This window comes from Candidatus Saccharimonadia bacterium, from assembly GCA_035544015.1.
Lineage (GTDB): Bacteria > Patescibacteriota > Saccharimonadia > UBA4664 > UBA4664 > UBA5169.
The window spans coordinates 269,267-283,664 of sequence record DATKIP010000093.1; the positions used below are offsets into that span (position 1 = coordinate 269,267).

General features: G+C 59.7%; 14 protein-coding genes. 7 read left to right on the forward strand and 7 right to left on the reverse strand.

Going from position 1 to position 14,398, the window contains the following annotated elements; translation table 11 throughout:
• Window positions 1-15: 15 nt before the first annotated feature.
• Window positions 16-3,291, forward strand: a complete 3,276-nt coding sequence (locus tag VMT30_07885; protein HVQ44849.1) for an efflux RND transporter permease subunit — start codon at window positions 16-18, stop codon at window positions 3,289-3,291.
• Here the strand turns inward: VMT30_07885 and mscL are convergent.
• Window positions 3,224-3,607, reverse strand: coding sequence for a large conductance mechanosensitive channel protein MscL (mscL, locus tag VMT30_07890; protein HVQ44850.1), 384 nt, complete (start codon window positions 3,605-3,607; stop codon window positions 3,224-3,226). The genes VMT30_07885 and mscL overlap by 68 nt on opposite strands.
• A gap of 22 nt (window positions 3,608-3,629) precedes the next feature.
• Here mscL and VMT30_07895 point away from each other — a divergent pair, with 22 nt between their 5' ends.
• The gene (locus tag VMT30_07895; protein HVQ44851.1) at window positions 3,630-4,232 is read left to right on the forward strand and encodes a DNA-3-methyladenine glycosylase; all 603 of its coding nucleotides are present in this window, start codon (window positions 3,630-3,632) and stop codon (window positions 4,230-4,232) included.
• Between the two features lie 50 nt (window positions 4,233-4,282).
• On the opposite strand, the gene VMT30_07900 is transcribed toward VMT30_07895, so the two are convergent.
• Entirely contained in the window at window positions 4,283-4,591 is a 309-nt protein-coding gene (locus VMT30_07900) for a hypothetical protein (protein ID HVQ44852.1), read from the reverse strand.
• Window positions 4,592-4,727: 136 nt separating this feature from the next.
• On the opposite strand from VMT30_07900, the gene VMT30_07905 reads away from it, so the two are divergent.
• On the forward strand, window positions 4,728-5,327 hold the full coding sequence (locus VMT30_07905; GenBank protein HVQ44853.1) for a thermonuclease family protein: 600 nt from the start codon (window positions 4,728-4,730) through the stop codon (window positions 5,325-5,327).
• 424 nt (window positions 5,328-5,751) lie between these two features.
• Here the strand turns inward: VMT30_07905 and VMT30_07910 are convergent, their stop codons facing one another.
• Entirely contained in the window at window positions 5,752-6,135 is a 384-nt protein-coding gene (locus tag VMT30_07910; GenBank protein ID HVQ44854.1) for a hypothetical protein, read from the reverse strand.
• Window positions 6,136-6,216: 81 nt separating this feature from the next.
• Between VMT30_07910 and VMT30_07915 the strand changes: the two genes are divergently transcribed.
• Window positions 6,217-6,816 (forward strand): hypothetical protein, encoded by a 600-nt coding sequence (locus VMT30_07915; GenBank protein HVQ44855.1) that lies wholly within the window; start codon window positions 6,217-6,219, stop codon window positions 6,814-6,816.
• On the opposite strand, the gene VMT30_07920 is transcribed toward VMT30_07915, so the two are convergent.
• Window positions 6,755-7,951 (reverse strand): AAA family ATPase, encoded by a 1,197-nt coding sequence (locus tag VMT30_07920; protein ID HVQ44856.1) that lies wholly within the window; start codon window positions 7,949-7,951, stop codon window positions 6,755-6,757. The two genes, VMT30_07915 and VMT30_07920, sit on opposite strands and share 62 nt — an antisense overlap.
• A 127-nt stretch (window positions 7,952-8,078) precedes the next feature.
• Here VMT30_07920 and VMT30_07925 point away from each other — a divergent pair, with 127 nt between their 5' ends.
• On the forward strand, window positions 8,079-8,321 hold the full coding sequence (locus VMT30_07925) for a hypothetical protein (GenBank protein ID HVQ44857.1): 243 nt from the start codon (window positions 8,079-8,081) through the stop codon (window positions 8,319-8,321).
• Window positions 8,322-8,533: 212 nt separating this feature from the next.
• Window positions 8,534-9,655, forward strand: coding sequence for a methionine adenosyltransferase (gene metK / locus VMT30_07930; GenBank protein HVQ44858.1), 1,122 nt, complete (start codon window positions 8,534-8,536; stop codon window positions 9,653-9,655).
• Between the two features lie 3 nt (window positions 9,656-9,658).
• On the opposite strand, the gene VMT30_07935 is transcribed toward metK, so the two are convergent.
• Window positions 9,659-10,420 (reverse strand): SH3 domain-containing protein, encoded by a 762-nt coding sequence (locus VMT30_07935; GenBank protein HVQ44859.1) that lies wholly within the window; start codon window positions 10,418-10,420, stop codon window positions 9,659-9,661.
• A 70-nt stretch (window positions 10,421-10,490) separates the two neighbouring features.
• Here VMT30_07935 and VMT30_07940 point away from each other — a divergent pair, with 70 nt between their 5' ends.
• Entirely contained in the window at window positions 10,491-12,242 is a 1,752-nt protein-coding gene (locus VMT30_07940) for a DUF2207 domain-containing protein (protein ID HVQ44860.1), read from the forward strand.
• A gap of 1 nt (window position 12,243) precedes the next feature.
• Here the strand turns inward: VMT30_07940 and VMT30_07945 are convergent, their stop codons facing one another.
• Window positions 12,244-13,440 (reverse strand): ABC transporter permease, encoded by a 1,197-nt coding sequence (locus VMT30_07945; GenBank protein HVQ44861.1) that lies wholly within the window; start codon window positions 13,438-13,440, stop codon window positions 12,244-12,246.
• A gap of 10 nt (window positions 13,441-13,450) precedes the next feature.
• Window positions 13,451-14,374, reverse strand: coding sequence for an ATP-binding cassette domain-containing protein (locus VMT30_07950; GenBank protein ID HVQ44862.1), 924 nt, complete (start codon window positions 14,372-14,374; stop codon window positions 13,451-13,453).
• Between the last annotated feature and the right edge of the window lie 24 nt (window positions 14,375-14,398).

Below are 14,398 nucleotides of genomic sequence, written 5' to 3' on the forward strand. Positions count from 1 at the left end.
TATCAGGAGTATTCAATGACACAGCCTTCCACCAATTGGGTCAGCCGCACCACAGCTTTCTTTTTGCACCGCCGCCAGATCGTCATCATTTTGCTACTCGGCCTCGTCTTCGGCGGCCTCACCGCGCTCACCAGTCTTCGCCGCGAGGGCTTTCCGCGCGTCCCCGTCAAGATCGTAGTCGTGTCCACGGTCTACAAGGGCGCTGCTGCCGGCGAGATCGAACAAACCGTCACGAATCCCGTAGAGGCCGCGATCAAGGATGTACGCGAAGTTAAGTCTATCGCCTCAAACTCCGGCGAAAGCCACTCCAGCGTCGTCGCCACGCTCAACGAAAACGCCAACCTCGACGCCGCTCTCCAAAACATCACCTCCAAGGTTGCCGGCATCACCCTGCCTCCCGACGCCGACAAACCAACCGTCAGCCAACCCACCACCGGCAGTTCGTCGTTTGTCTTTGGGCTCAGCGGGCCAGCCTCGTACGAAGAATTACTGGCTGCCGGCCGCATCTTCAAACGCGAAATCGAGCAGGTGAAAGGCGTCAAACAGGTCGAGCTGGCCTCGAGCGTCACTGATCGCGTCAACGTCGTATTTGACCCCACCAAGCTAACCGCTGCCGGCGTCGACACCGCGCACATCGCCACCGCCGTCGCCGCAGGCAACCTCAACCTACCGGCCGGCTCCAGCCTCACGCTCGACGGCGCCCGCGCCACCGCCCTTACTGCCGGCCGCGACCGCAGCCTCGCCGACCTCGGCGCCACCCCGCTACCGACGCTTTCCGGCGGCACCGTCACGCTCGCCAGCGTGGCCGCCATCGACCGCGTCGCCCATGTCAATGGCTCCACCAACCGCATCGGCATCGTCGAGGACGGTCTGCCGGTAGCCAAACCCGGCCTCGTCTACAATGTCGACATCAGCAGCGACGCCGACATCCTCACCGTCGACACCACTCTCAGCGACACCCTGAAGCGTCTGGCAGACAACCACACGCTCAGTTCAGGCATCCACATCACCCGGCTGATTGACGACGCCGCCAACACCACCGACCAAATCAACGAAATCAAAGCCGGCGCCATCGGCCAAAGCTGGAGCGGCATAGGGCCACTGGGCTTCGCTGGCTACCTCGTGGGCGGCATTTGGCTCCTGATGCTAGCGATGTTCTTGTTTGTAAACCTCCGCATAGCGCTCATCGCCGGCGTAGCCATTCCGCTGTCGTTCTTCTTTACTCTGATGGCGCTCTACTTTGGCGGTATTACCCTCAATACCCTCACGCTGTTCTCAATGATTCTCGTCCTCGGCCTCGTTGTAGACCCAGCCATCGTGGTACTCGAAAGTATTCAGCGCTACAAAGACCTCGGCTACACCGGCAAAGACGGCGTACTCGCCGCGATGGGCTCGATCGGCCAGGGCCTGGTGCTCGCCACCCTGTGCTCCATCATCGTCTTCACGCCCTTCGGGATCGTGTCGGGAGTCTTTGGCGAAATCATCAAGTTCATACCCATCACGGTCATTCCGGCGCTCATCGCCTCATTCTTCGTGCCCCTCATTTTTCTCGCCCCCTTCGCCACGCGCTTCATCAAACCCCACCGCCACGCTGGAAAGCTCGGCGACGAACAAGCCGCCCTGTGGGCCACCAGCCGCTGGTTTAAACGCGCCAACCTATACATTCTCGGCCGCGTCTGGCTGCAAATTATTATCATGATCGTCGCCGTTGTCGCGCCCCTCGCCACTACCGGATATTTGTTCGCCTCAGGCAAAGTCAAAAGCGCTCAATTTTCCAAGCCGCACGACACCACCGAAGCCATGGCAAGCATCGCGTACCCCGCCAGCTTCACGCCCACTCAGGTAGATCAGCTTGCTCGCCAAACCGAGCAAGCGCTGGCCAAGCACTTCGAAATCGCCAGCTACTATTACCTCGATCAGCTCAGGAACACATCGGGAGGCTCGGGTAGCAACAGCTTCACCGTCTACATCACACTCACCCCCATCAAAGACCGCACCATAACTTCCGAGCAGATGGTCAGTCAGCTCAAAGCCGACCTGCCCCACGACACCGCCAAACAGATTTACGCCTCAGCCAGCACCTTGTCGGCCGGGCCTCCCGAAAACACCTACCCCGTTCAACTCCAGATCTACGAAGCCGATCTGGCCAGACTCAAAGACTTCACCATCGCCGCCGGTAATCACGTCCGCGCCACCGCCGGCGTCACTCGCGTATCAGACGGCTACACCGATGGCTCCGTCAACGCCGTTCAAATCAATGTCAACAAGGCGAAAGCCGCCGCTCGCGGACTCAATCCTGCCACCATTGGCGCGCAAGTCAGCGGCTTGCTCGGCGAGCAAACGCTCACCAAGCTCGCCCTCGACGACATCACGCTCGATGTCGTCAGCTCCTATCAAGACGTCGGCAAATACACCGCCACCAGCGATCTCAGCAAAATCACCATCACCTCACCCACCGGACCCGTTCAGCTCAGCCAAATCGCCAACCTCTCCAACGACGCCGCCTCCGGCAGCATCAACCACCAAGACGGCCTGCGCTACGCCACGGTGCGCGCTCAAGTCGACAGCTCAACCACCGCCAACAAAGTCCAATCCGAGCTCAACGACTGGGCCAAATCACACCTAGCCGCCGCCGGCCTCAGCTCCAGTGCCCTCGAAAACAAGGGCGAAGACAACGACATCGCCCAATCGTTCCTCAACCTCTTTGCCGCCCTGGGCGTCGCTATCGTGATGATTTACCTCCTGCTGGCCATCTTCTTTGGCTCGTTCCTGAAACCCCTTATCATCACCTTCGCCTTGCCCCTATCGTTTCTCGGGGTGTTCCCGGTGCTAGCCATCCTGGGCAACGAATTTGGCTTCCTGGAGATCCTAGGGCTGATCACCCTAGCCGGCATCGTGGTCAACGTCGGCATCTTCGTCATCGATGCCGCCAACCACCGCGTCGCCGCTGGCATGCCCGTCAAAGAAGCCATCGCCGAAGCCACCGCCGTGCGTTTCCGGCCCATCTTCCTCACCAAGATCACCGCGCTGGGTTCACTCTTGCCGCTGGCCATCTTGAGCCCGTTCTGGCGGGGGCTAGCCTCGGTGATCATCGCCGGCATCCTCACCTCGGGCATTTTGTCGCTCTTTACCACCCCTATCCTCTATGTCTGGTTCACCAAACTCAGCAAACTACCCGCCTGGATCGCCCGCCGCTCGCGCCGCGGCACCCAAACCCCGCCGGCTACTTCCGCTTCTGGAGCGCGTCCCGAATCTCCTCCAACACTTCCAGCTGTGGATCCTTCGGCGTAGGCTCCGCTTCCTTGCCACTCTGCAGCCGGGTAAGCAAGATATTGAGCGGCTTCACCACGAAGAAAAATATTACGGCTGAGATTATCAAAAACGAGATAAGCGAATTCAAAAACAATCCGTACCCAAACCGGCTATGATTAATCGTAAATGACAGTCCGCTAAAGTCCGGCGTGCCGCCCACCGCCGCAATGAGGGGGGTGATAAGATTGCTTACAAGCGAGGTCACGACCGACCCAAAGGCCGCCCCAATCACCACGGCAACGGCCAAATCGACCACATTCCCGCGCAACAAAAATGATTTAAAATCCCTGAGCATAGGAGTAACTCCCGGTTAATATATGGCCATCGTACCACGCCCCACCCCACCTCCCTCACCGTATCAATGGCTCTGCCAAGACGTGCTCGTGGTAGCCCCACAACTGCTTGGCTGGGAGCTCGTAAGTACAATTGATGGCGCCGAAACCGCCGGACGGATCGTGGAAGTAGAGGCCTATCACGGCGCCGAGGACCCGGCCAGCCACGCTTTTCGCGGAATTCGTCCCCGGACCGCCCCCATGGCTCTCGGGGGCGGCCACATCTACGCGTACCGCAGCTATGGTATTCACACGTGCGTGAATCTCGTCACTGGAGCGCCCGGATCATCGGGCCAGGCCGTGCTCATCCGAGCGCTTGAGCCCACCACCGGGCTAGACCTCATGGCCGCCCGCCGCGGCCTCACCCAAGTCCGTCTCCTCTGCAAAGGTCCCGGCCGGCTCACCCAGGCCCTAGGCATCGCCCTAGACGACTCCGACACAGCCATGGGCAGCAAGATCTCACTCCGGCCACCACAACAGCGCACCGAAGCCGCCACGATTGTCGCCGGTCCGCGCATTGGTGTCAGCCAAGCCAAGGACTATCCCTGGCGCTTCTACCTCAAAAATAATCGCTTTGTTTCGCGCTAAATAATTGCCATAAATGGTGCGCGGCCGGGGGGACCCCCGGCCGCTTCTCGCTACTTCATCTCCAGTCGGTCAGCCGAGGTTTGGCTGTGCCGCCGGTATCCCAGGGCCGCCAGCGTCACGACGCCGCAGATGACCGCGCCGACGATGGTCCCCTCGCCGGCCATCTCGGCGTTGTGCTCGTAGGCGGGGACCAGCAGGCGGATGCCAAGGATCGCCGACGCCAGAGCGAACCCACTGAGCCAGCCGACGGCCGGTCCGTACAGAGCTTGCTTGCGGCCGAAGTGCACGCAGATCCACACGAAGGCCATGGCAGCTGCCAGCGCTGCCACGCCATAGGCGGCTTGAAGACCAACGTTCATGAGATGTTCCCTAGATCGAGCCGCAAATGCGGCGGGGCCGAGATACGAGAAAATCCCGAACCACAATTATAACATATAGACCCAAGTTTGTCTACAAGTTGCCTGTCAAATTCATTTATGGCACAATAAATACCGTATGAAAACCGAACTTATACCCTCACTACGCCATCGCCGCCGGCACCGCCTCAAGATCACCGGCGGCCTCATCGGACTCATCGCCCTCCTCGGCGCCGCGCTGTTCCAAGCCACCCCGCCCACCATCACCCAAACCGTCCTCGACGCCCAGCCCGGCCTAGCACACGTCACGCGTGTCGTCGACGGCGACACCATGGACATCGAGCTCGGCGGCCACAAAGACACCGTGCGCTTCCTCGGCATTGATACGCCCGAAACCCACGACCCCCGCAAACCCGTCCAATGCTTTGGCCAAGCCGCCGCCGCGCACACCAAGGCGCTCCTCGAGGACAAAAACGTGCGCCTCGAACCCGACCCCACCAACTCCAACCGCGACAAATACCACCGCCTCCTACGCTACGTCTACCTACCAGACGGCACCCTCGTAAACGCCGAGATCATCCGCGACGGCTACGCCTTCGCCTATACCGTATTCCCGCTCGTAAGACTCGATGAATTTCGCGCCCTCGAAACCGAAGCGCGCAGCGCCAACCGCGGCCTCTGGGCCGGCTGCAATATCAACGAATCCGACAAAATCAAGCAAACCACCAGCTCGAAGTAGCATGTCTAGAGCCGGCGCAACCGCATTAAATATGCAACGCGTTGATACCGCACGCTTTCGGAATGGAGCACCTGTCGACCTTGAGCCGTCAATCGATATGCGCGCCGACCCAACGGCGCCTTCGCGATCAAGCCCTCGAGCTCCAGCCGATGAATGGCTTTGTATAAAGCACTCGCATCCGGCATAAAAATACTCTGCGAATCTCGCACAATCAATTCGTCAATGGCAGCCGGAACATTATCTCCCTCAGCCAAAGCCAGTAAAATATGAAGCGTGAGCAGGGTAGGAGGCATTACTATCGACCGAGAGTTATTACCTTAACTACCATACTGGAACCAGGACAACTTACAAGCACAAAAAGTGTCCTGATTCCAGCAACCACTACTCAAGGAAAATCCCCTCGCATGCAACCAAATCGATCAGTCTACTCTGCGATTTCCTTGCCCAACTTCGCACTCACCACCACCTGCAGCGTCTCACCGTCCGGCGTGGTCAGCGACGTCTCACCTGACTCACTAAAATACGTCACCAAATGATGACTCATAATCTCCTGCAAATCCTTGTGCTTAAACTTCAACTCTTCAAGCTCCGAGTTGACGACCTGGTAGTCTTTATCAGCCTCGAGCAATTTCTTGGCCGTAGCACGCTTCTCAGATACCTCCTTGAGCTCCTCCTGGAGCACGCGATACTCATCATTTTGCTCCGCAATATCCTTCAAATCATCCTTAATCTTCTTCATCTTGCCCCGCGTCTCCGCCAGTTCAAGCATCAAGCGGTGCACGGCTTCTAGCGTTGTTTTGTCTTCCATGGGTTCCTATCAGATTTAACGTTAGCGATATCATAGCGAGCGTTAGGCAAATTGTCACCCACCTATGATAGGCTTGAAAAGATGAAAAACGTCCTCGCACTCACCGCCGGCCTACTCGCATTCGCCAGTGCCTTTCCCTATCTCGTCGATGTCATCCGCGGCAAAACGCACCCCAATCTGGTGACATGGCTCACATGGACGCTAGTGGACGTGATTTTGTTTATCGCCGCACTCAGCTCCGGCAGCGTCGCGACCACCATCCTTATGGGCGGCATTACGCTCGGTGCGGCCGCCATCTTGGTTGCCGGCCTACGCGGCGGGGTTAAGACCTACACGCCGTTTGATTTCGCCTGTCAAGCAATAGCCCTCATCGGCATCGTAGCCTGGCGCATCACGGGCAATGCCATCACCGCCGTCGCCATTTCAGAAATTGTCGTCCTCGTAGCCGCCCTGCCGACATGGCGTCACGCCTGGCTGAGCCCCCGCGCCGAAACCTGGCAAGGCTTCGCCGTAGCCATCGCCTCCGGCATCTTCACGCTCGCCAGCCTCAGCCGCTACGACTTCGTCTCGCTCGTGCCAGTCCTCGTCTTCATCGGCAACAGTGCAATTCTATGCGCCATCATTCTGGGCCGCCGCCGGTATCTGGCCCCACCACCGTCAATTCCAGCTCAGCCCGCGTAACCGCCGTGTACAGCCAGCGTCGCCATTCCTCATCACTTGAGCGCGCAAACCGCTCCTCAAACACCAGTACCGCCGGCGCCTGCGAGCCTTGGGCCTTGTGCACCGTCAGCGCGTAGCCAAAATCCCACAGGTCGCCGCGCTCCCCGTCCGGCCCCACCGGCACGTCTTTGAGCGTCGTAGCCGCCCCAAATTGCTCACGCAAAATATACCCGGTGTAAACATAATCCTCGCCCTCCAGCTCAATTTCCGCCTCATACCACGCCGCGCCCTCCTCGCCCATGGCCGGCACCACCCGCACAATCCGCCCCAGCATGCCGTTAAACAAATGCTTGGTGCGATTGTTGCGCAAACACACCACCCGGTCGCCGGATTGCGGCTCGGGCGCGACCATATCACGCATCTCGCGCATTGCCTGGTTGAGCTTCACCCGCGTCGCGTTGTAGCCGCACAGTACCAGCAAATCCGGCCGCCAATTCGACAACAACTCCTGCACAATCGTGCCCGTCTCCGGCTGCGCGCGGTCGAGTTTGCGCACCCCCGCCCCATATTCGCGCACCGCCAGCAGTCCCGTCTCGCGCGCGATGGTCGCCACCTCGATGATGGGGGAGTCGGCCTCTTGCCGAAAAATCCGCTCCAACCGCAACGTCGGTTTTTCCATTAAGTTAAACGCCGACCCCACCGGCGGCAGCTGCCCATGGTCGCCCACGGCCAAAATCGGAATGCCAAAGCTCAGCAAATCCTGCCAGATCGATTCGTCCACCATGCTCGCCTCGTCCACCACGATCAGGCTGCGGTCCAAGGCCTCCTTGCGCACCCATTTCACCGCCCCGCCAGGCCCCTCCTCGGTGCTGTAGATGAGACTGTGAATCGTCGACACACTATCGCCACGCCGCATCGTCCGACTCTCGCGCAGCTTATCTTGGAGCACCCGCGTAGCCTTGCCGGTGTACGCACAAAAACCCACAGTAGCGTCAACATCGTGCTCGGTCAGCGCCTGGCGCAGGTACGAGATAAGCGTCGTTTTACCCGTTCCCGCATACCCGCCCAGCGTCAAAAACGGCGCCGTCTTGCCCCGATACCAGGCCCCGATCTGGCGCAAAGCCGCCGCTTGATCTTGTGACAACACATAACTCATGCCTTGCCATTATGACCCGGCCAATCATCCCTGCCAAATCTCACTCCCACATTGTGGAAACCACCAGTGCGCCCCGTTCCCGCCGGCCGTATGATGCCACCAATGGTAAGGTGGAGGGCCAACAATTATGAGCAAGCAGAATTTTGCTCATCAAGAGCAGCGAATCGACGAGATATTATTCTCAAACACCGATTCGCTCAGTAAAGTCCAAAGTATTATGAGGCTCGGATTTGACGCCGAGGTGGCAGACGAAATCGTCGAACGCCATCAAGTCGGCACCCGCACACCGGTGTACTACGAACGGCTCGACTTCGCCGATCTCGACGACGAACCCGAAGTCGCCGCCAACAAAAAATTCCCTCTCCCCTGAGGGGCTTTTTTAGCTTGCATCCGCGGTCCCGCCCCACTATGCTAGGGCCGTACACAAATTGTCATATCAAGAGCGCAGCAAGGGACCTAGCCCTACGACCTGCCGGCAACCCCCGACCCACCCGGTCGAACGGTGCTCCGTCTAGCCCGCAAGGGAAGATATCGCGAAACCACGCCTTTCTTACCCCGGGACCACACCAGAAAGGCTTTTCATTGAACAACCATACCGACGGACGTCTTTTTACCAGTGAATCAGTCTGCGCCGGCCACCCCGACAAAGTCTGCGACGCCATCTCCGACGCCATCGTCGACGCCGCTTTCGAGCAAGACCCCAAGTCTCACTGCGCCATCGAAACCGTCGCCGGCGCCAACCAAATCTGCCTGTTTGGCGAAATCAAAACCACGGCCAAAATCGACTATGAACAGATCGCCCGCGATACCATCAAGCGACTCGGCTACACCGAACCAAGCTGGGGCTTCAGCGGCGAATCCACCTTTAGCAACAACATTCACGAGCAATCTCCCGAGATAGCCCTTGGCGCCGATCAAGATGGCGCCGGCGATCAAGGCATGATGTTTGGCTACGCCTGCAACGAAACCACCGAGCTCATGCCCCTGCCTATCGCTCTCGCGCACGCCCTCACTCGCCGCATCGACAGCGCCCGCGAGCAGGGTGAGCTCGCCTGGCTGCGACCCGACGGCAAAACCCAAGTCACCATCCGCTACCAAAACGACCGACCAGTGGCCCTCGAAAAATTGGTGGCCGCCGTTGCCCACCGCGAAGACGCCCCCGCCACCCAGGTTCGCGCCGATGTGATCGAGCACATATTCAAGCCGGTTGTAGAAAAATATGGCTTCCAGCTGCCAAAAGACTCCGACATCGTGGTAAACGGCACCGGCCTGTGGCACATCCCCGGCCCACAATCCGACGCCGGCCTCACCGGCCGCAAGATCGTGGTGGATGGCTACGGCGGCTACGCGCGAGTCGGCGGCGGCGCCTTTAGCGGCAAAGACCCCAGCAAAGTCGACCGCTCGGGCGCTTACGCGGCCCGCTACATCGCCAAAAACATCGTCGCCGCCGGCCTAGCCGACCGCTGCGAGGTAGGCCTGGCGTATGTCATCGGCCAGCCCCGCCCGCTCATGCAAACCATCGACACCTTCGGCACCGCCACCGTCAGCAAGGACAAACTCTACGCCTTCAAAGACAAACTGCTCGACACCAGCGTGAAGGGCATCATCGAAACGCTCAATCTGGCGCGGCCGATCTACGCCGCCACCTCTGCCTACGGACACTTTGGCCGCCCAGAATTCCCCTGGGAACAAATCGCCAGCTAATTCCTACTTGGTGTAGCTCACCGCGAAATAGCCGGTCTTGCCGCCATACGTCCCATGCCACCAAAAACTCCCGGTCGCGTCCACACTCACCGTGGCGCCGTTGGGCATCCAGCCGATCACATTGGACTGATTCGAGCTATCCGGCGAACTGCGCAACCACAAGCCGTTTTTTGACGTCACCTTCACCGCCTGAGGATGTTCAACGGTCGGCGCCACCACCGGAGCCGTCACGTTGACGGGTGGGGGAGTGGGCGAAGGAGTAGCGGGCGCCGTCGGAGTTGGGGTCGGCGTAGCAGTCGGCGCGACGCTCGGCGTGGGCGTGGGCGTGGGCACATGAGGCGTGGGCGTGGCCTGCGCCACCGGCTCCGCCATCGGCCGTACCAGCACCGCATACGCCGTCACGCCACCAGCCGCCACCACAATCGCCAGCACCGCTAGCAGCAGCCACAACCGACGGCTACGCGGCTTGGCCGGCACCGCCGCCCCGGCCCCCGGCATCCCGCCAACCGGGATCGACGCCGCAGCCGCCACCGGAGGCGCCAACGGCTGCGGGTCCAGCCAATTAAACACCGGCGCTTTACTACCCGCGCTCATCAAATCCGCCTGGCCGCCCGCACCCCGAGCCACCTCCGGCGCCGGCGTCGAACTCGTCACCACCGGCGCCGGTACAGCCGCGCCCCGGTTGATAATGTCCGGATCCGCCGCAATTTTATCCATCAAATTAGCTGCCGGCTGCGGGCTGGCATGAAGATCCTTGGCTTCCATGGAAGGTATTATACCGCTTACGTTACCGAGCAGCCAACACGAGCCACTGCAAGTGCGCTACACTACCTCTATGAAGCTTCACCGCCTTATTATTGCTCTCCTAGCCAGCTGCCTTTTCTGGCCGCTCGCCGCCACGGCCGGAACCCAAGATTTCACCATTCCCACCTTCACCGCCGATTACTACCTGAGCCGTGACTCTGCCCATATCTCCCACCTGCGTGTTCACGAACACCTCGTGGCCAAATTTCCCGATTTTGATCAAAATCACGGCCTGCTCCGGGCCATTCCCGAAACCTACCAAAACCACCCCACAGGCCTCAAACTAACGAGCGTCACCGACGACACCGGCGCCAACCTTCCCTACACCACCAGCCACTCCAACCACAATCTCGTACTCAAAATCGGCGACGCTCACCGCTATGTCCACGGCCTCCAAAGCTACAATCTCGACTACGCCCTCGATAATGTCACCACCGGCGTCACCGGCTACGACGGTTTCTTCTGGGACGCCAACGGCGACGCCTGGCAGCAAGAATTTGGCCAAGTCACCGCCAACGTCCATCTCACCAGCGATATCGCCGCCGCCATCCAACCCGCCGCCGCCCGCTGTTTCACCGGCCCACCCGGCTCCACCGCCACCGCCTGCACCACCGTAGCCGCCGCCGGCCCAGATGGCGAGACCATCACCACCTACACCGCCACCCGAGCGCTCGGTGCCGGCGAAACCCTCACCCTTGAGCAGCGCTTCGCCCCCGGCACCTTCGCGGCCTACCACGAGCCGCTCACCCAGACCCTCATCAATCTGGCCTTCATCGGACTACTCGTCATCCTCCCCGTACCGCTCACCATCGCGATCATGCTACGCCGCTGGCTGCGCTACGGCCGCGACCCCGAAGGCCGCGGCGTCATCGTGCCCCAATACCTGCCGCCCAAAGATCTCAGCGTACTCGACGCCAGTGCCATCCTCACCGAATCCTTCCAGCCCAAAGCCATTTCTGCCACCATTCTCGATCTCGCCGTTCGCGGCTACCTCAAGATTTACGAAACTACCCAGGCTCGCCTCATCGGCGCCAAAACCAGCTACGATATTGAGCTCGTGAAAGCTCCTGGCAATCTGCGCGCCGACGAACAAGCGGTGCTGCAGCTCATACTCAGCAATCAGCTCACCCCCGGCACGCGCGTCAATCTCAGCAGCCTCAGAAACAAACTCTCCGCCGGAGCCACGGCCATCGGCCGCACGGTCAATCAACGCCTAGCCCACACCGGCTACTTTCGTGTTGACCCCGCCAAAGCCAAAACACCCTACCTCATCATCGCCGGTGTCATCGGCGCCGTGAGCTTCTTTTTCCTACCCGCTAGCATTATGCTGCTCATCTCGGCGGGCATCATTGCCATTTTTAGCCAAATCATGCCCGCCCGCACCGCTACCGGCGTCGAACGCCGCGAATATTTGCTCGGGCTCAAAATGTTCATTTCGGTCGCCGAAGCCGAGCGTATCAAGGCCCTCCAAGCGCCGCACGGCAAACTCACCGAAAAGATCGACGTCACCGACACCACCACATTAGTAAAACTCTATGAAAAACTTCTGCCCTACGCCATGCTCTTCGGCCTCGAAAAAGACTGGGCACGCCAGTTCGCCGCCCTCTACAGTCAACCCCCCGACTGGTACGGCGGCGCCTCCAGCTTCAACGCCGTTTACTTCGCCAGCTCGCTCGCGGGCTTTAGCTCGGCCGCCAGCGCCAGCTTCACCGCCCCCTCGAGCTCTGGCTCGGGCGGGTTTGCCGGCGGCGGGGGAGGCGGAGGTGGGGGCGGCGGCTGGTAGCCTACGCCCGCCGCGTCAAAATCTCCCGAATCCCCAGTTTGCGAGCGTACTCAAGCGAACCAAAGCGGAAGATTCGAATCGCCAGCGCCATCAGCAGCGCCCCGGTCACGTACAAAATCACGAGGCCAACCGCCGTCTCGCCGGCCGATAAATTGCCCACCGCATTACGCAGCATGAGCGTAATCGGCGCCGTGAGCGGGAAAAAGCTCATCACCTTCACCACCAATTGGTCGGGCGAAGTCACGATCGCCCCCAACGCGTAAAACGGCACAAATACCAGAATCATCGCCACCGCAAAAAACCCGCCGGCCTCTTTGGCCGTAGGCACGGCCGCCCCAATCGCTACCAGCAGCCCCGTAAACAGCAAGAATCCACCGAGAAAAATCGCCGCGCCCACCCCAATCGGCCAGGGCGCAAAACTCACCTGCGACAAATCCAGCACCGGAATATTCAGCACCTCGCGAAACCCGAAATACCCCACGAGCACCGGTACCAAAATCGCCACAATTTGAATAATCCCCAGCCCCACCAGCGACAATATTTTGCCCACAATAATCGTCCGGGCCGTCACCGAGGTCAAAATCATCTCAATGACCCGATTTTCTTTCTCCTCCGTGGTACTCGTGAGCATTTGGTTACCCAATAGCACAATCACAGCGTAAAACAGCACCAGGAACAACCCCGGCGCCACCGCCCGACCAAACCCCTTGGTTTCTTGGCCGTCTTTGTAGGTCACCACACTCACGTCGGGCGGCGTTTGCAGCAAACTCACCGCCTCGCCACCGCCCAGCTTGGCCGTCACCCCAGCCTTCAACAAGGCCGATGCCGCAGCCGAATACTTAGCATTATTGATAATACCATCGTCCTTGGCGTACACCTCAACCGCATGCTGCGCCGGCCCCACCGGATAATATACAAATGCATCAACCTGCCCCCGCTTCACCATCTCGATGCCACTGGCCTTACCGACCACGATTTTAGCTCCCGCCGCCCGTAACACCTCCGGACCCACCAGGCCCGACGCATCTTCGACCGCTATCGAAAACTGGCTCTGCTGCACCTTTTGGTCGGCCTCGTTCGACACCTGGCTCGAAAAATACGACAGCGCAATCACCGCCGCCAGCAGCACCGGAATCGACAACGTTCGCACCCAAAAACTCCGCTTGCTCAACGTACGCGCAAATTCAAACCGAGCCACTGTATGCAATCTACCCAACCGGCACCTCCGTTGGCTCACTATAAATGTTCACAAAAATATCATCGAGCGACGATCGCCGCAGCTCAAACTTCGTAATCACCAGATCATGATGTCCCACCAGCTCCTCCAACACCTGCTGGGGCGTACACCCGTCCGCGGCCACCAGCTCAGCCGAACGCTTGCCCGCTAGCTTTGCCTCGTATCGCCGCCCCTTCAGCGGCAATTGACCGTTAAATTCCAAATCAATCACCTCCTCACCGTACTCGCGGCGAATCTCGTCCACCGTCCCGTAGAGCCGACGCCGGCCGTCCTTGAGCAAAATCACCCGGTCGCACAACCGCTCCACTTCTTCCATCTGGTGCGTCACCAGAATCACCGTAGCACCGCGCCGACTGTGCTCCTCCACAATCTCCATCAGCAAACGCCGGTTCACCGGATCAAATCCCTTCGTGGGCTCATCCAGAATCATGAGTTCCGGGTCGTTCATAATCGTCACCCCCAGTTGGATTTTTTGCTGCTGCCCACCCGACAGCTTCTCGATCGCCACGTGAGCTTTGTCGGCCAAGCCCACCCGCTCCAGGTACGTTAGCGACCACGCCCGCGCCGCCGGCCGGCTCATCCAGCGCAATTCACCAAAGTACAGCATGGTATCGAGCACCGATTCTTTCTTGTACAACCCACGCTCTTCGGGCAAATAGCCCAAAAACGCGCTCATGCTCGGATCATAATGCCGGCCTTTCACAAGCAACTCGCCGGCCGTCGGCTCGAAAATCCCCAGCAGCGTCCGAATGGTTGTGGTCTTGCCCGAGCCATTCGAGCCCAAAAAAGCAAACGTTTCGCCGGCATTCACCTCAAACGACAGGTCATCAATCACAACGTTATCGCCAAACTGCATGCGAAAATTAGCAATTGAAACAATGGGGGAGGCGCTCATAAATGTTAGTATACCGCGGGAACA